Below are 20,810 nucleotides of genomic sequence, written 5' to 3'. Positions count from 1 at the left end.
AACTCCTGACAACGATGAGCCTTAAATATAACGATGTTTACAAAAATGTTAAATACTGGTATCAAAAGTTACTAAGAAAACCATGTAAATCACTATTTTAAGCCGATAAATAGGGCTTATTTGAAGTATGGTATGCGCTCACTACGTAAAATCAGATAATTAACGTAAGTCGTTTCTAAGCAGTCTTGATCCCACAACGAAAGAATCCGCTTAGTGGCGAAGTAGTAATCTTTATTACGCAGTAGCACACCCACCGTGCGGCTGAGCTGCTTAAAGCGCTGTTGCTCATTAGCAGAGATGTAATTGTCTTCATTTTGAATGATCGGCGCCAATCCATCGGCAAACCAATTGTTCAGAATTTCACGCATCTCTAGTTCTGACTCCGGCACATCCATACACGACAACTCACGATGCAGTGGCGGCGGTACTATGTACTTTGACGCTTTTGGCGAACTGACATAACGGTACATGTCGCTCCTCCTTGTAAATGACTCTTATACCCAAGTGACTTCAAGATGCAGGATTCAGAGCGTTGTCATTGATTCGGGGTCAAGGAAAACAACGCAGCGTAATAGTCAGCTCTTTCCAAGTTGTTTGACACAGAAGCCGAGTCAATGACACGCTCCCGAAGGGCGAGCTGTCTTGGTTTGTATACTTTGTTGTCGATTCTTGATTTAGACCCACTAGACCTTTAAATCGCCGCTGCGTCTACAAACCAAGCCATTCTCGCTGAACCTAACATCTCGAGGTTACTTGGGTATAAACTAGCTAAGAATACTTTTTTCAATTTCCAAGTTTTTTTCTAGAGCTCATAGAAAGAAGACCAACAAAAAAGCCATGCAAAGTAGGCTCTGCATGGCTTTGGTTCGGGCAGCAATGACACTGCCCTCGTCTAGGACTGGTTACATTGAGCTTTGATCGAAATCGTTGCCTTGGTCAGTACCCGTTTGAGTATCCGAGTCGAAGCTGCCAGAGTCATCCGTGAAGTCAACACCTTGATCTTGACCTCCCGCACTTGTCCAGTCGCTGCCGCCAGATTCCATACCCGCCATATCTGGTTGCTGATCTTGAGCAGAACTTTGCATGGTGTATTGATCATCGACTTCAACTTCAACTGTACCACTCGCACCTTCTACTGCGCTGCCCAATTCGTCGTAACCTTGGAATTGGATTTCGCTCGTACCTTCGTAACCTTCTGGTAGGTCAACCGATACTGGTTGGTTCAGGTTGCCACTTAATGTGAAGCTGCCATCGCCATTATCCAGTGCGTTGCTTACTGATGCACCATCAGGTAGACCGGACATTTCTGCATAATCCACCGATTCGTTACCACTGACCTCATCTGGAACCGAGATAGAAATGGTATCGCCTGGTGCTGCAGTCACATCAGCTGCGCTCTCCTCTTCACTGTCTGCACCGTTTGCTGCTTGCTCTTCAGGCTGTTGCGCTTCGCCGACTTGCTGCTCTGATGATGCTTGAGCAGTTTGGATTTGTGGCTCCTCGCTTTGCGCTGAGTCGTCCGCAACTTGGATGCTCAGATTCTGAGTCGATACCTCACCGTTGTCGTTGACCTGAACATCCATAGCCAAATTGCCATCGAAGTCATCGTTCGGCCAGTATGTCCACTCTTCATCACCTGATTTCGCGAAGAAACCTGCATCGTTTGCATCGGCGACATCCAACACTTCTGCTGAAGGGCTAATGCCAAGCTCATCAATCAACTGTGCTTCCGTTAGTGTTAGTGAACCATCATCAGCCAGTGCGTAGCCTTCGCTAGTTGTGGTTTCACTCTCACCTTGGATGTCGACATTAAAGAAGCTCTCAATGCGGTTTTCACCGTCAGTTGCAATAAAGCCAACTTGAACATCTCCGGTGTAGCCTTCTGCTGGTGTGAATTGGTAGTTACCTTGATTATCGGTCTCTATCACACCTTGACCTTCCATTAGGCTCACTGACTCAATGCTCAAGCTGTCGCCTTCTGCATCGCTCAAGGTCGATAGCATGTCATCGTTGGTGAACGACAAGGTGCCATCCGCTGCCATCTCTGTGGTAGAAATGCTGTCGATTTCTGGAGAAGCATTCTCTTGTGGTGCGTCTTCTTTCACGACCACGCCTGTTTGCTCATCATGAAGCACACCGTCTTTATCAATCACGTAAGCGATATCCGCTTCACCAGTAAAGCCTGGTGCTGGATTGAATGTCCATGTGCCATCACCGTTATCGACTATCTCACCTTGGCTGCGATCAGCTAGGTGAACGAATTTCACTTCATCACCCGCGTCAGCGTCTACGTTTTCTGCCAATCCGATTAGGTCATCAGCGGTTAGGATAACGGGTTCACCCGCTAGGGTTTCGAAGTCACCTGAATCGATACCATCTTCGAACTCTTCTGGCTCGTCACCATAATCCACCGTTGTTGCGGTCACGGTTACGAAGAACTCGCCATTAAAGTCAGCCGGAGGCGTCATTTGCAAGTCTGAAATATCCCACTCGTTCAAGTCGATGCATTGACCCGGTTCCGTAATGGTAATGGTGTTCACACCATCCGTAACTTCGAAGCCAACAGGGAAACCAGTCATCACTAGGTTACTTAGCGTTTCTGAATCGTCGATTAGACCGACATTCAAGCCTAGGTGACCCGTTTCGTCCTCACCGAAGACTAACGGACCATCATGGTCGGTTGTGATGACCGCGCCATCCGCAACAGGGCGAACAAACACTGGTACATCAAGTACTGTTTCAAACTCACCGTCACTTACCACAACTTGCAAGTCAGAAACCCCTGCAAAATCGCCAGTCGGTGTGAATGTCCAAGTACCATCACCGTTGTCTGTTACCTCACCACCATCTTCACCTTCTGCGGTGATAATGCGTGATACGACTAGGTTTTCAGTATCGATATCGCCGAACAAGTTCATCAGGTCGCCAGCGTCGAAGGTGAATGCGCCATCTTCGTCGGTTGCCATAAAGGCATTACCCACATTGAATGGAGCATCGTTGACTGGAATAACATCCACATTCAACGAGCCTTCAACCACTTCTTCACCATCCGTCGCGGTGTAGCCCAGTTCCACCAAACCATTAAAGTCTTGAGTGGTCACCAAGTGGTACATACCATCTGGTTGCTGAGTTAATGTCGCGCTTGCAGGAGCACGAACCGTGATGCTTTCTACGCTGATTTCGTCACCATCAAAATCCGTAACTTGATCAGCGATGTAAGCTGGGTCAATCACCATGACCACATCTTCTTCGCCTTGCATCTGGATGGTTGGCGCTTCTGGTGCATCGTTAACCGCTTCGACGTTTAGATTGCCTTCAACCGGCGTAACTAAATCACCATCGCTGACGCCGAACGACATTGGCACATCACCATTGAAGTTCTCTTCCGGAGTGAATGACCAAGTGCCATCACCGTTGTCTAGCAAGTCACCGTATTGCTCATCAATCACTAGGTCGACAGCAGACAGTTCATCGTAGGTGTTATCGATGTCTGTCGCGTTAGCAAGCAACATGTCCTGCGTGATAAGAATGGTGGTATCTTCGGTGCCAGCAATATTCACTGGCGTTGATTGCGGCGCATCGTTAACTGGGTTCACCGTTAGGTCAACGCCCACTTCCACGCTCGCACCATCGTTATCAATCAAGTCGAAGCTTAGGTCGATATCGCCATTGAAGTTCGCATCAGGCGTAATCGTAAAGCTACCATCTTGGTTCTCAACAACGGTTGCATTGGCAACCGCGGTTAAGTTCACCGCTTCTAGATTATCGCTGTCTACGTCACCCGCTTGAGCCAGTAACTGCTCTTGACTCAATGTGATTGAACCGTCTTCATCGACGCTGTATGCCAAATCGCCAGATACCGGAGCATCGTTGACTGGCAATACATCAATGTTCGCGTTGGTTGTCGCAGTTGCACCGTCTTCATCAGCCACTACTACGTCTAGGCTTACGCCACCGTTGAAGTTTTCATTTGGTGCGAAGCTATAAGTGCCATCGTCATTCGCCGTTAGAATGCCGTCGCTACCACTGTAAGAGACGCTTTCTAGGCTCACGTCGCCTTCCACATCGCTTGATTGCGCTAGCAGTTGCTCTTCCGTGAAGATAATGACTTCGTCTTCATTGACAGAGTAACTTGTCGCACCTGCGATTGGTGGATCGTTCACCTCAAGAACGGTAATACCCGCAGTGGTTGAGTCTGCCGCACCCTCTTCATCGACAACTACAACGTCTAGGCTAACCTCGCCATTGAAGTTCTCGTTTGGAGAGAAGGTATACGTACCATCGCCATTGTCTTGGAAGACGCCATCATTGCCACTGTAAGTCACACTACTGATGTCTACGTCGCCTTCAATATCCGACGAATTAGCCAGTAGTTGCTCGTCACTGATGGTGATCGAGTTGTCTTCATGTACGGTGTAAGACGTGCTGCCCGCCACAGGTGGATCGTTCTCCGGCGTCACACTCACATCGATATTCGCGGTCACGGTATCCGTGCCATCAGAAACATCGAAGGTAAAGTTCACATCACCATTGAAGTTCTCGTTTGGAGCAAAGCTGTAGGTCCCATCACCGTTATCGGTTAGGACACCATCAGCGCCAGTGTAAGTGACACCTTCTACCGATAGGTCATCACCATCGATATCCGTTGCGCCATCAAGCAGATCTTGGTCAGTGAAGGTCAACACACCATCTTCACCAATAGTGAACGCTTGATCTTCTGGCTGCGGTAAGTCATTAACTGGGTTAACCGTTAGGTCAGCCGTTGCAACGATAGTATCGCTGCCATCGTTGATATCGAACGTGATATCAATGTCGCCATTGAAGTTCGCGTCAGGCGTAATGGTAAAGCTACCATCGTCATTAGCCGTAACCGTCGCATCACCGTCAACCACTAGGTTAGAAGCGGTTAGTGCATCACCTTCTACATCCGTTGCTTGTGCCAACAATTGTTCTTGGCTTAGCGTGATTGAGTTGTCTTCGTCGACACTGTAAGCCAAGTCACCCGATACTGGAGCATCATTGATTGGCAGAACATCAATGTTTGCCGTCGTCGAAGCGGTCGCACCATCTTCGTCCACGACTACAACATCAAGATTCACTTCACCATTGAAGTTTTGGTTTGGTGCAAAGCTGAACGTACCATCACCATTGTCGGTAAAGATACCTTCGCTGCCACTGTAGCTCACGCTATCTAGTGCTACCTCACCTTCAATATCGGAAGAGTTTGCCAACAACTGTTCTGCACTGATGGTGATGACTTCATCTTCATCAATGGTGTAACTGGTTGTGCCTGCGATTGGCGGATCGTTCACCTCAAGTACCGTGATACCTGCGGTAGTTGAATCCGTCGCGCCATCTTCGTCGATTACAACAACATCTAGGCTCACTTCGCCATTGAAGTTCTCGTTTGGCGAGAAGGTGTACGTGCCATCACCGTTGATTTCCAGCACACCATCGTTACCGCTATAGCTCACGCTATCAATCGATACATCACCTTCAATATCCGATGAGTTCGCTAGTAGCTGTTCATCACTGATGGTGATCGAGTTATCTTCATGCACTGTGTAAGACGTGCTGCCTGCCACTGGTGGATCATTCTCTGGCGTCACACTCACATCGATATTCGCGGTCACGGTGTCCGTGCCATCGGAAACATCGAAGGTAAAGTTTACGTCGCCATTGAAGTTTTCGTTCGGTGCGAAGCTGTATGTGCCATCGCCATTGTCAGTAAGAACACCGTCCGCGCCAGTGTATGTGACACCTTCTACCGATAGGTCATCGCCATCGATATCGGTTGCACCATCCAACAGGTCTTGATCAGTAAAGGTCAACACGCCATCTTCACCAATGGTGAACGCTTGATCTTCTGGCTGTGGTAGGTCGTTAACTGGATTAACCGTTAGATCTGCCGTCGCGACCAAGGTGTCAGAACCATCACTGATATCAAACGTGATATCAATGTCGCCATTGAAGTTCGCGTCGGGCGTAATGGTAAAGCTACCATCGTCATTAGCCGTAACCGTCGCATCACCGTCAACCACTAGGTTAGAAGCGGTTAGTGCATCACCTTCTACATCCGTTGCTTGTGCCAACAATTGTTCTTGGCTTAGCGTGATTGAGTTGTCTTCGTCGACACTGTAAGCCAAGTCACCCGATACTGGAGCATCATTGATTGGCAGAACATCAATGTTTGCCGTCGTCGAAGCGGTCGCACCATCTTCGTCCACGACTACAACATCAAGATTCACTTCACCATTGAAGTTTTGGTTTGGTGCAAAGCTGAACGTACCATCACCATTGTCGGTAAAGATACCTTCGCTGCCACTGTAGCTTACGCTATCTAGTGCTACCTCACCTTCAATATCGGAAGAGTTTGCCAACAACTGTTCTGCACTGATGGTAATGACTTCATCTTCATCAATGGTGTAACTGGTTACGCCTGCGATTGGTGGATCGTTCACTTCAAGAACGGTAATTCCCGCTGTTGTTGTATCAACCGCGCCGTCCTCGTCAACCACGACAACATCAAGGCTAACATCGCCTGTAAAGTTTTCGTTTGGTGAGAAGGTGTAAGTACCATCGCCATTAATTTCGAGCACACCGTCGTTGCCACTGTAACTCACGCTACTGATCGCAACATCACCCTCGATATCAGACGAATTAGCCAGTAGTTGCTCATCACTGATGGTGATCGAGTTGTCTTCATGTACGGTGTAAGACGTGCTGCCTGCAACTGGCGGATCGTTCTCTGGCGTCACACTCACATCAATGTTGGCAGAGGTTGTATCCGTACCGTCTGATACATCAAACGTGAAGTTCACATCGCCATTGAAGTTCTCGTTAGGCGCGAAGCTGTACGTGCCATCGCCATTGTCGGTTAGGACACCGTCCGTGCCAGTGTAAGTCACGCCTTCAACTGTTAGGTTGTCACCTTCTACATCCGTCGCGCCTGTTAACAAGTCTGCGTCTGTGAAGGTAAGAAGACCATCCTCACCCACGGTGAACGCTTGATCTTGTGGCTCTGGAGCGTCATTGACTGGTGTAACGGTTAGGTCAAGACCTGCCGCGACCACTTCCTCCCCGTCTGTCACATCGTAGGTGAACTCGATATCACCGTAGAAGTTCTCGCTTGGAGTAATGGTGAAACTGCCATCCTCATTCATTTCAACCGTGGCATTTGCATCGTTGGTGCTCAGGTTGATTGCGCTTAGGTCATCGCCATCGATATCAACAGCGTGCTCAAGTAACTGCTCTTGAGTTAGCGTAATGCTGTTGTCTTCGGCAGTGACTGCGCTGATATCACCCGTCACTTCTGGTGCATCATTGGTTGGCGAGATATGAATTGTCACATCTTGCGTCGCTGTCGCCGTGGTTCCGGTATCCACATCTGTAGAGGTTGCGTTCACGATTAGCGTCACATCGCCGTTGAAGTCCGCAGAAGGAATAAACTCTAGTCCTTCTAGCTCGCCTGGTTGTAGTGACCAAGTGCCGTCCCCGTTATCAACACCCGCTGATAGCGCGCTGCCTTCTGGCACATCTTCAATCAAGATAGCGAGGTTTTCTGAACCATCTGTATCGGTTAACGCTGCATCGATATCAAGTGGCACTGGTGTATCTTCGGTACCAATGATTTGGTAATCCGCGTCCGCTACCGTGATTTCGATGTTGTCGATACCAAACGATTCATCCCAAGCGTCTTGATTCAAGGTTGAACCGAAGCCGAGTTGCAGTTCACCATCCTCGACAGGAACCGTCAGGTTGATTTGGTGAGCTTGGTCGTTCCAACCACTGAAGCCTTCACGTTGAGAGGCTCCGTGGATCACTTCACCCACTTCATTACCATCTGAGTCGTAAAGCGTTGTCGTGCCATCTTGAGTACGGAACGCGGAGTTTTCCAAGGTGGTTAGCTGTTCACCGCCCACAAAGATTTGGAACGACTCGCCATCCCAAGAATCGATTTCGTAGAAGCTAAACGAGATATTCACTTCATTAACATCGCTTGGGATCTCGTAGGTTTTGCTGACCGCTTCATTACCGCCAGTGCCACCAATACGACCCAACATGTCGCCCGTTTCGAAGCCTTGTGAGCTCTCAGTGTTCGCGTTCCAACCGTTCGAGCCAGACTCGAAGTTATCAGACGCAATCACCAAGTCCGAAGCAATCGAAAGCTCTGGCATATCAACCACAGATTGAACATCAATGTTCGCTTCTGCTGGCACGGTAGCGGTTCCATCATTGACATCAAACGTTACGTTCACGTTGCCATCGAAGTTTTCATTCGGAGCGAAGGTGTACGTGCCGTCACCGTTGTCGACTAACGTACCACTGTCAGAAGCAACGTTCTCAACCGTTAGGTTATCACTATCGATATCACCTGCATTTTGCAGCAGTTGCTCTTCGGTGAAGGTGAAACTGGTGTCTTCTTGCGTAACAAACTGTGGTTGACCAACCGTTGGTAGGTCGTTCACTGGGTTCACAGTCAGATCGGCAGTGGCTTGAATGGTCGCATCGCCGTCCGTAATGTCGAAGCTCAGATCAATGTCGCCATTGAAGTCCGCATCTGGTGTGATAATGAAGCTGCCATCGTCATTCGCAACAACGGTCGCATTGCCGTCAACAGTGAGGTTCGCCGCGGTTAGGTCATCACCATCCACGTCGCCTGCTTGTGCAAGAAGTTGCTCTTGGCTGAGAGTGATAGAACCATCTTCATCCACGCTGTAAGCCAAATCACCTGATACCGGAGCATCATTGACTGGCAATACATCAATGTTCGCGTTGGTTGTCGCAGTTGCGCCATCTTCATCGGTCACGACAACATCTAGGCTGACATCACCGTTGAAGTTTTCGTTTGGTGCGAAGCTGAATGTGCCATCGCCGTTGTCAGTAAAGATACCGTCGGAGCCGCTGTAGCTGACGCTATCAATCGCCACCTCACCTTCAACATCAGAAGCATTCGCCAATAGCTGCTCAGAGCTAATGGTGATGACTTCATCTTCGTTAACGGAGTAGCTGGTCGCGCCTGCGATTGGTGGGTCGTTCACCTCAAGAACAGTAATGCCAGCGGTGGTTGAGTCCGTCGCACCGTCTTCATCTACCACGACAACATCTAGGCTCACTTCACCATTGAAGTTCTCGTTTGGCGAGAAGGTGTAAGTACCGTCACCATTGTCTTGGAACACGCCATCTGCGCCACTGTAGCTGACGGTGTCGATTGCTACTTCACCTTCTACGTCAGATGAGTTAGCCAATAACTGCTCGTTACTGATGGTGATCGAATTGTCTTCATGCACCGTGTAAGACGTGCTGCCTGCCACTGGTGGATCGTTCTCTGGCGTCACGCTTACATCGATATTTGCGGTCACGGTATCCGTGCCATCGGAAACATCGAAGGTAAAGTTCACGTCGCCATTGAAGTTTTCGTTTGGCGCGAAGCTGTAAGTGCCATCACCATTGTCGGTTAGAACACCATCAGCGCCTGTGTAGCTCACGCCTTCAACCGATAGGTCATCGCCATCGATATCTGTTGCGCCATCAAGCAGATCCTCATCAGTGAACAACAAGACGCCATCTTCACCAATGGTGAACGCTTGATCTTCTGGCTGTGGTAGGTCGTTAACTGGATTAACCGTCAGGTCAGCTGTTGCAACAATAGCGTCGGTGCCGTCGTTGATGTCGAACGTGATATCAATGTCGCCATTGAAGTTCGCATCAGGCGTGATGGTGAAGCTACCATCATCGTTTGCCGTGACCGTTGCATCACCGTCAACCACTAGGTTAGTCGCGGTTAGCGCGTCACCTTCTACATCCGATGCTTGAGCAAGAAGCTGTTCTTGGCTTAGCGTAATTGAATTGTCTTCATCGACACTGTAAGCCAAGTTGCCCGATACTGGCGCATCGTTGATTGGCAATACATCGATGTTTGCGTTAGTTGCCGCAGTTGCACCGTCTTCATCAACAACCACAACATCTAGGCTGACATCGCCATCGAAGTTGGCGTTTGGTGCGAAGCTGAATGTACCGTCACCGTTATCGGTAAAGATACCGTCGGAGCCGCTGTAGCTGACGCTATCAATCGCAACTTCACCTTCAACATCAGAAGCGTTCGCCAATAGCTGTTCAGAGCTAATGGTGATGACTTCGTCTTCGTTCACTGAGTAGCTGGTCGCACCTGCGATTGGTGGATCGTTCACCTCAAGTACTGTAATACCTGCGGTAGTTGAATCCGTCGCACCGTCTTCATCGACCACGACAACATCTAGGCTCACTTCACCATTGAAGTTCTCGTTTGGCGAGAAGGTGTACGTACCGTCACCATTGTCTTGGAACACACCATCTGTGCCGCTGTAGCTGACGCTATCAATCGCCACTTCGCCTTCTATATCAGACGAGTTAGCCAACAGCTGTTCGTTACTAATGGTGATCGAATTGTCTTCATCAACGCTGTACGCCAAGTTACCAGATACAGGTGCATCATTGATTGGTAAGACATCGACTGTGATGTAAGTATCAACCTCTGCGCCATCTTCATCGCGAATGGTCACATCCAACTGTACTTGACCGTTGAAGTTTTCATTCGGTGCAAAGCTACAAGTGCCATCACCGTTTACTGAGAAGATACCATCTGGACCGTCGTAGCTGATGCCTACTAGCTCAACGTCGCCTTCAACATCCGAAGCATTCAGTAGCACTTGCGATTCACTAAAGGTTAGAACTTGGTCTTCATCGATAGTGTATGCGGTAGGACCTGCGATTGGTGGGTCATTTACCTCAATCACAGTAATGCCAGCAGTGGTAGAGTCCGTTGCACCTTCTTCATCGACAACGACAACATCTAGGCTCACCTCGCCGCTGAAGTTCTCGTTTGGTGAGAAGGTGTAAGTACCGTCACCGTTGATTTCTAACACACCATCGTTACCGCTGTAGCTCACGCTATCAATCAACACATCGCCTTCAATATCCGATGAGTTCGCTAATAGCTGTTCGTCACTGATGGTAATCGAATTGTCTTCATGAACGGTGTAAGCCGTGCTGCCTGCAACCGGTGGATCGTTCTCTGGCGTCACTGTTACATCGATATTCGCGGTCACAGTATCCGTTCCATCGGAAACATCGAAAGTGAAGTTCACGTCGCCATTGAAGTTCTCGTTTGGTGCGAAGCTGTAAGTACCATCACCATTGTCAGTAAGAACGCCGTCTGCGCCTGTGTAAGTGACGCCCTCAACAGATAGATCATCCCCTTCAATATCGGTAGCGCCTGTTAGCAGATCCGCATCAGTAAAGGTCAGCACACCATCTTCACCAACAGTGAACGCTTGATCTTGTGGTTCAGGCGCATCGTTAACTGGTGACACCAATAACTCAAGGTTGGTAGAGACAACATCATCGCCGTCAGACACATCGAACGTAAAGGTGATATCACCATTAAAGTCCGCATCTGGCGTTAAGGTGTAAGTACCGTCGCCATTGTCTGTGATGGTGATGTTTTCATCATCCGTTGCCAAATTCAGCGCTGTCAGTTGGTCTCCATCCAAGTCACGCGCATTAGCAAGCAAATCTTCTTGCGTAATTAGGATTGAACCATCTTCTTCAACCATCGCTGAAACAGGCAATGCTTCAGGCGCATGTTCAATGTGGGCACCTGTTGCATTGACATAGATGGTTTGAGAAACGGTTTCAGAATCATTATTTGATAGCTCTGTTGCCGTTGCCGTTACATTGATTTCTAGCTGTTGGTTAAAGTCTTCTGGCAATTGAATCTGTAGCTCTTGTTCAATTGCTGTGGTTGGAAGCGTTACAGAACCATCTGGACCGACTGTCACTTCACCGCTGTAGATCTGGCTGTTCACTTCACCTACATCAATGGTGAAGTTGAAGTCGGTGTAATCGGCATCGCCGCCACCGTAGAGATCTTCAAAGCCGTAAACCAGTTCACCGTCTTCGTTCACAGTAGTTCGGGTATGTTCAATACCATCTTGGTTCAGCTCTGAGCTTGAACCACCATGGAAGACAGCATCACCGAATTGGCTTTGAATCACGGTTTCAGAACCATCAGCGCCAACAAACACGAGTTGTGGGTCAACTGTATCCATGTTCGCAGGAGAGCCATCTGCTGCACGGAACTCGTACTGACCATCTTGCATGGACGCAAAGTCATTGAAGTTATGACCGTTAGGAATCAAGAATAGGTTGAAGCTTTCCCCTTCCGAGATTTGGAAGCTGAATTGATCTTGTCCCGGAACTAGGTCACCACCTCCGCCAACTTGAGAGGCGTTTTCGTACACCACTTCAACGCCCGTGATGTTGCCATCTTCATCGACTTTGTAGTAACCCGCTGTGTTTTGGTAACCCGCGGTTTCACCTTCAAACGTAACCGTGATTTCAGTATCGTTGAAACTGGTGATACCGTTGTCTTGATCGTTAAGCACCCCTTCGTTGTCGTAGCTGATCACCGAACCTTCAGGAACGCCATCCACGGTCACAGTCAGCGTTTCTGACAAGTCTTGGTCAACCAATGCTGCGGCAATGTTCACTTCAACAATACCGCCTGGCTCAACCAAGATCGCTTGGTCATCCACGTTTCGACCGTCGCCATCAGTGATGACTAGGTCTGGCGCATCTGCCACGGCTTCGATATGGACATTAATGTCTTGCTCAACTTCATCAGTGCCGTCAGAAACCGTAAAGCTGAACTGCAAGTCACCACTGAAGTGCTCTTCTGGTACGAAGCTAAATGTACCGTCACCGTTGTCCGTTACAGTACCTTCATCACCCGAGTAGTTAATGCTCGTAACAGTGAGGTTATCACCATCGATATCAATCGCACCGCTTAGAAGATCTTCTTGCGTGAACAGGATGCTGCCATCCTCTTCAATGTGGTACATGCCAGGCGCAACAATTGGAATGTCATTGACTGGGTTCACCGTCAACGTCATTTCATTGGCAACACTCAATTCACCGTCGCTCACTTCATAAGTAAACTCGATCTCTCCGTTGAAGTGCTGTGAAGGCGTAACGGTAAAGGTGCCGTCGCCGTTATCCACGATAGAGGCATTCGGGTCATTGGTTTCTAGTGCCGTTGCGTATAGGTCATCACCATCTTGATCGCTGGCGTTTTCAAGCAGCATTTCTTGTGTCACGAGGATAGAGCCATCCTCGTCAACGTCTGCCACGATTGGCGCTGCTTCTGGTGCATCGTTGACGAACTCAACTTTCAAGTCGATGTTTGCCGCCACCACATCGGTGCCATCGCTCACATCAAACGTGAGGTCAACATTACCAAAGAAGCCTTGCTCTGGCGTTAACGTGTAAGTGCCATCGCCATTGTCTGTTACTTGAACCGTATCGCTTAAACTCGTCACGTTAACAACAGACAGGTCATCGCCTTCGATGTCCGTTGCTTGAGCCAGCAGCTCTGCTTCAGTAATCGTGATAGCTTCGCCGTCTTCTGTGGTGAAGGACAAATCAGGCACATCTGGTAGGTCGTTCACTGGGTTAACGGTGAGGTTTAGATCCGCGGCGACGGTTTCAATCGCGTCAGTTACGTCATAAGTAAATTCGATTTCACCAAAGAAGTTTTCACTCGGTGTAATCGTGAAGCTACCATCAGCGTTCTCAACGATGGTTGCATTAGGATCGTTGGTCGACAGGTTCACCGCTTCAAGGTTGTCACCATCCACGTCCGTCGCGTTCGCTAACAAGTCTTCTTGAGTGATGGTAATTGAGCCATCTTCATCGACGACCGCATCAACAGGGCCGCTGACCTCTGGACCTTCGTTGACGATCTCAACATCGATCTTCGCTGTGCTTGGTGCGCTTGCTTGACCATCGCTGATGTCGAAGGTCAGGTTCACTTCGCCGTAGAAGTTCGAAGTTGGCTCGAAGGTAAAGGTGTTGTCGCCGTTGTCTGTCAACGTACCTTGTGACTGATCAACAAGCAGCAGGTTCTCGATATGCAGAATGTCGCCATCCACATCGGTCGCACCTGATAACAGGTCTTTTGCTTCGATGATGATGGTGCCGTTTTCTAGCATTTGAGTATGCAGCGGCGCACCAGGAACTGGCACATCGTTGACTGGAATAACGGTCAGATCTAGATGGGTATCGACTTCATCGGTGCCATCGAAGACTTTGTAATCGATGTCGACTTCACCATTGAAGTTTTCATTCGGCATAAAGGTGTAAGTGCCGTCGCCATTGTCGACAAGCTCACCGTTGTCACCGCTGTAAGAGATATCAGAGATAGACAACGCATCGCCTTCCACATCACTTGCATTGGCAAGCAAATCGTCCGCGCTAAACGTAATGCCCACATCCTCATCAGTCGACAACACAATCGGACCAGAAACGATTGGCGCATCATTTACTGCTTCGAAGTTGATGTTGATGATGTTGTCGTCGGTTAGCTCACCATCCGTAACTTGGTAGCCAAGCTCAATCTCACCGTAGAAGTTCTCATCTGGTGTGACTGTCCACGTACCATCGCCGTTGTCGGTTAACGTAGCGTGCTCCGCGTTATCCCCCACCAGCTCTAGGTTTTGAATATCAAGAACATCGCTATCGATATCACTCGCTTGTGCTAAAAGCTGTTCTTCTGTGATTACCACAGAGGCAAACTGCGTAGAACCTTCGGTATCGATGGTCACATTTGGCAGGTCAGCGGTCAGTTCGATTTCACTGTCACCTTCACGGATATTCAGTTCTACCGTTTCCGTGATTTCCGTGCCGTCCACGCCAATAGATGTGAACACCGCTTCATCATGACAAGTTTGCGAAACCGTCATGTTTTGAACCACGTAAGTACCGTTACCTTGAATCGTACCTAGCTCAAAGTAAGATACCGGTTCGTTCACCGTTAGGGTGTAATCCGTCTCATAGCTACCACGATCTTCTTTGTGGTAAGTCATCGAGTCGATCAAGTCACCATCAGAGTTAAAGGCGCGAATTTCGACTTCCGTAAAGTGGCGAGACTCTTCCATAAACCAGCCGCCTAGACCATCTAGGTGGAAGCTGATTTCGTTGATGTCTTGGCCTTCAACGGTCACAGTCAGTTTTTCATCACCGCTCAAGCCTTGGCGGTCAGTATCGCCAATACCGTGACCGATGTGTGTTTTACCATTCCACGCACCGAGTGGGTCGTCATTACTTTGAACGGTAACTTTCAAATCACCATCAACAAACTCACGTGTGTAAGGGTCAACAGCAGTCCCCCAATCATCGAGGCTAGCGTTGTCATCAAAGGTACCAATTTTACTCGTATGCGTACCGTTCGCCAATGCATCATCGTTTGGAATGAAGCGCACTTCCGTGTCTGCAGGCACCTCCTGCCCGACTTCTAGCTGTACCCATTCGTCATTTAGATTTGCTTCAATGATGCCGTTTTCAGGGGCTTGGTCGAGACGTAACGCAGGCTCTTCACGCAGAGAAACACCCACTGTTTGGTCTTCTTCTGCTTGAATAAAGATCTCGTCGCCCGCTTCTGGCGCATCGTTGACAGGATTAACGGTCAGATCCAACGTGGTCAGAACATCATTTTCGCCATCGCTGATGTTATAAGTGAAGTCCAACTCACCGTTAAAGTTTTCCGTATGCGTAATGGTGAATGAACCATCATCGTTGGCTACGATCGTCGCATCTGGGTCATTGGTTTGTAGATTGCTGGCAACAAGGTCATCACCTTCAATGTCTGTCGCATTCGCAAGCAACTGTTCTTGCGTGATGGTGATGGCGTTATCTTCATCCACTTCAGCTTGAATGCCTGATGTTTCAGGAGCGTCGTTCACCGCGATAACATCGATGCCTGCGGTTGTCGTATCCGTTGCACCATCTTGGTCGATGACCGTAACGTCGAGCGAAATGTTACCGTCAAAGTTCTCATTTGGTGTGAAGGTATATGTGCCGTCGCCATTGTCCACGAAGCTACCGTCGTTACCAGAGTAGCTAACATTCGCCAAGGCTACGTCGCCTTCCACATCAGAAGAGTTGGCTAACAACTGCTCGTCACTGATGGTGATTTGACCGTCTTCTTGAACCGTGTAAGACGTAGAACCTGCCACCGGCGGATCGTTCACTGGTGTCACGCTGACATCAATGAATGCTGGTGTTGAACCTGTGCCGTCAGACACATCGAATGTGAACTGAACATCACCGTTGAAGTTCTCATTCGGCGCGAAGCTGTAGGTGCCATCGCCATTGTCGGTAAGCACACCATCTGCACCTGTGTAGAGAACGTTTTCGATAGACAGATCATCGCCATCAATATCCGATGCGCCTTCCAATAGGTCTGCATCCGTGAACAGCAAGGTGCCATCTTCTTCTACCGTGAACTGTTGATCTTGCGCTTGTGGCAAGTCATTCACAGGATTAACCGTAATGTCCAGACCAACTTGTACCGAGCCACCATCGTTATCAATGATATCGAAGGTCAGATCTAGGTCGCCGTTGTAGTTTTCATCCGGTGTGATGGTGTAACTGCCATCATCGTTGTATTGAATCGTTGCGTTGTCATCTGTCGATAGATTGATGGCTTCAAGGTTCTCGCTATCAATATCGCCCGCTTGGGCAAGCAGCTGCTCTTGGCTTAGCGTGATTGAGCTGTCTTCGTTGATGGTGTAAGCCAAATCACCCGATACTGGTGGATCGTTGATTGGCAATACATCGACATTGATGTGCGTATCAACGGTTGCCCCATTCTCATCTTGAATGGTCACATCCAACTGAACTTGACCATTGAAGTTCTCGTTTGGTGCAAAGCTACAAGTACCATCGCCATTGACGGTAAAGATACCATCCGAGCCTTCATAGCTGATGCCAACAAGCTCTACATCGCCCTCGATATCAGATGCGTTAGCAAGAATTTGTGACTCACTGAATGTCAGTACTGAATCTTCGTCAATCGTGTAAGACGTTGGACCGGCAACTGGAGGGTCATTCACTTCAATGACGGTAATGCCTGCAGTCGTTTCGTCAATCGCACCTTGCTCATCCGCCACAATCACATCAAGGCTGATATCACCGCTGAAGTTCTCATTCGGCATGAAGGTGTAAGTGCCGTCACCGTTGTCTTGGAATACGCCATCGGTGCCTGAATAGGTCACGCTATCGATGGACACTGCGCCTTCCACATCCGAAGAGTTAGCCAGAAGCTGCTCGTCGGAAATGGTAATCGCGTTGTCTTCATCAACCATGTAAGACGTTGCACCCGCAACCGGAGGATCGTTGACTGGAGTGACGCTCACGTCCACATTTGCTGGTACGGTCTCAGTGCCGTCAGAAACACCAAAGCTAAAGCTGACATCACCGTTGAAGTTTTCGTTTGGTGCAAAGGTGTAAGTACCATCACCGTGGTCAGTCAGCACACCATCGCTGCCTGTGTAGCTAATGCCATCAACCGTTAAGTTATCGCCATCGATGTCGGTCGCGCCAGCAAGCAAGTCTGCGTCAGTAAACTGAAGCGTGCCGTCTTCTTCAACACTAAACTGCTGGTCTTGAGGAACAGGAAGATCGTTAACCGGATTAACCGTTAGATCCGCCGTTGCTTGGATAGTGTCTGTGCCGTCCGTAATGTTGAATTGGATATCAATGTCACCATTAAAGTCCGCATCTGGCGTAATCGTGAAGCTGCCATCGTCGTTCGCTGTGACGGTTGCGTTTCCATCTACAGTCAAATCGCTAGCAGTCAGACCATCTCCCTCAATATCAGACGCTTGAGAAAGAAGCTGTTCTTGGCTGAGTGTAATCGCACCGTCTTCATTAACGCTGTAAGCCAAACCACCCGATACTGGCGCATCATTGATTGGCAATACATTCACATTAATGACGGTATCAACTTCTGCTCCATCTTCATCTCGAATGGTCACATCAAGTTGAACTTGCCCGTTAAAGTTCTCGTTTGGCGCGAAGCTGCACGTGCCATCATCGTTAACGGTGAAAATGCCATCCGGACCATCGTAACTAATGCCAACAAGCTCTACATCGCCTTCCACATCAGAGGCATTCAGCAGCACTTGCGATTCACTGAAGGTCAGAACTGAATCTTCATCAATGGTGTAAGAAGTTGGTCCTGCGACTGGTGGATCGTTCACTTCCAGCACCGTAATGCCAGCAGTGGTGGCATCCGTTGCGCCTTCTTCATCAGCGACGACAACATCAAGCGTCACTTCACCATTAAAGTTTTCATTTGGAGAGAAGGTGTACGTACCGTCACCATTGATTTGCAACACACCATCGCTGCCAGAGTAGCTCACGCTATCAATCGAGACATCCCCTTCTAAATCCGAAGAGTTTGCCAACAGCTGCGCGTCAGAAATGGTAATAGAGTTGTCTTCGTGAACCGTGTAAGACGTTGAGCCTGCCACCGGAGGATCATTCACCGGCGTAACGCTCACATCTACATTCGCTGAAACCGTATCTGTGCCATCAGACACGTCGAAGCTGAAGTTTACATCGCCATTGAAGTTCTCATTTGGCGCAAAGCTATACGTGCCATCGCCATTGTCAGTTAGAACGCCGTCGGTGCCTTCATAGCTGATTCCCGTTACAGAAAGGTCATCGCCTTCAATGTCGGTCGCACCAGCAAGCAGATCCGCTTCAGTAAATTGCAGCGTGCCGTCCTCTTCCACACTAAACTGTTGGTCTTGAGGAACAGGCAGATCGTTGATTGGATTAACGGTTAGGTCAGCGGTTGCTTGAACGGTATTCGTGCCATCTGAAATATCAAAGCTAATGTCGATATCACCGTTGAAATCTGCGTCCGGCGTGATGGTGAAGCTACCATCGTCATTTTGAGTCACCGTCGCGTTGCCATCTACCGAAAGGTTAGAAGCCGTCAGTGCATCGCCTTCCACGTCAGAAGCTTGCGACAACAACTGCTCTTGGCTTAAACGAATCGAGCCATCTTCGTCCACCGAGTAAGCAAGATTGCCAGACACTGGCGCATCATCGACTGGTGTGACGCTTACATCAATGTTGGCAGAAACCGTATCTGTGCCATCGGATACATCAAAGCTGAAGTTCACATCACCATTGAAATTTTCATTTGGCGCAAAAGTGTAAGTCCCATTGCCGTTGTCGGTCAGGATGCCATCGCTACCGTCGTAGCTCACACCTTCAACTGTTAGGTTATCGCCTTCAATATCCGTTGCACCACTGAGCAGGTCTGCGTCCGTAAAGATCAGCGTGCCATCTTCTTCCACGCTGAACTGCTGGTCTTGAGGAACAGGCAAATCGTTGATTGGATTAACCGTTAGATCAGCGGTTGCTTGAACGGTGTTCGTGCCATCGGAAATATCGAAGCTGATGTCGATATCACCGTTGAAATCTGCGTCCGGCGTGATAGTGAAGCTACCATCGTCGTTTTGAGTCACCGTCGCGTTGCCATCTACCGAAAGATTAGATGCCGTCAGTGCATCGCCTTCCACATCGGAAGCTTGCGACAACAACTGCTCTTGGCTCAAACGAATCGAGCCATCTTCATCCACCGAGTAAGCAAGATTGCCAGATACTGGTGCGTCATCGACAGGCGTAACACTGACATCAATGTTGGCAGAAACCGTATCTGTGCCGTCGGAAACATCAAAGCTGAAGTTTACATCACCATTGAAGTTTTCATTTGGCGCAAAACTATAAGTCCCATTACCGTTATCGGTCAGGATGCCGTCGCCACCATCGTAACTCACACCTTCAACTGTGAGGTTATCGCCTTCAATATCCGTTGCGCCAGCAAGCAGGTCAGCATCGGTGAAGATCAGCGTACCATCCTCTTCAATCTCAAAGGTTTTATCTTCCGGCACTGGTGCGTCATTGATTGGACGAACAGTTAAATCAATCGAGCTAGAAATGGTTTCTTGACCATCACTGATATCAAACGTTAAGTCGAGTTCACCATTAAAATCTGTATCAGGTGTGACGGTATAAGTGCCATCACCATTATCCACAACCGATGCATTAGCACCCACTTGCACGTTGAATGCGGCAAGATTATCGCCATCAACATCACTCGCGTACCCGAGAAGTTGTTCTTGCGTGAAGGTAATAGTGCCATCTTCATCCATGATGTATGCCAGATCTTGCCCTACTTCTGGCGCGTCATTTTCACCTTCGACTTTAATTTGGAACGTTTCGCTCGTAGTTTCGGAGTCAAAATCGTCTTCTACTTGCGTCGTGGTTTCTTCGCTAGTGTCTTGTACATCCACCGCGAAGCTCTCTTCAGTGGTTTCTGAATCTAGCTCGTCACCACCTTGAGAACCTTCAGAGTCTGAAGAAGCACTTGGCGCAGATGAAGTTTGTACCGCTTGTCCTTGCGCTTCATTGCCTTCTGCGTCCGAACCACCTTCAGAGCCAGAGGCATCACCACCACCGACCGCTTGAGCACCCGCCCCAGAATCCGAACCATCGCTGCCCAGAGCCTCGTCACCTGATTCTCCGCTAGAAGCTACACTATCAACAACATTGGATTGTGCAGCGTCAGAGTCGCTGCTACTTTCAGTATCCTCTTCTTGAACTGCGCCACCCGAGCTCACTGCTTCTTCTTCCGTACCCGCGCCACTAGGATTTTCTTCCATCGCACGATTGGCTTCATCAACAGCATCTGCACTTTCAGCACCAGTCGCTACAGTCGAAGAGACGGTCGACTGCTGTTTTTCTTCTTTTGTCCCCGTATCCTTCGTTTCTGTTTGCTCTACCGCATCGTTAAGCTTTTCATTGTCTTTTTCTTGATTAGTGTCGCCTGCCATTACAGCCTCCGTTGCTTTTAGCTAACTGATCGTATTTAGAGGCAGTAAAGGACACCATTTTTAGAAACCAACTTTTTTATA

General features: G+C 48.8%; 2 protein-coding genes. Both read right to left on the bottom strand.

Annotation, left to right across the window (positions count from 1 at the left end; translation table 11 throughout):
• Positions 1-116: 116 nt before the first annotated feature.
• Positions 117-470 carry a hypothetical protein gene (locus tag R7E78_RS16905; RefSeq protein ID WP_005388258.1) on the bottom strand — a complete coding sequence of 118 codons (354 nt, stop codon included), beginning with the start codon at positions 468-470 and terminating at the stop codon, positions 117-119.
• A 432-nt stretch (positions 471-902) separates the two neighbouring features.
• Positions 903-20,729: a tandem-95 repeat protein gene (locus R7E78_RS16900; protein ID WP_318058083.1), complete on the bottom strand. Its 19,827-nt coding sequence runs from the start codon at positions 20,727-20,729 to the stop codon at positions 903-905.
• Positions 20,730-20,810 lie beyond the last annotated feature (81 nt).

Source organism: Vibrio sp. YT-19(2023), assembly GCF_033337395.1.
Note: the sequence above shows the minus strand (reverse complement) of the source record. Positions and strands in the feature narration are given on the sequence as shown.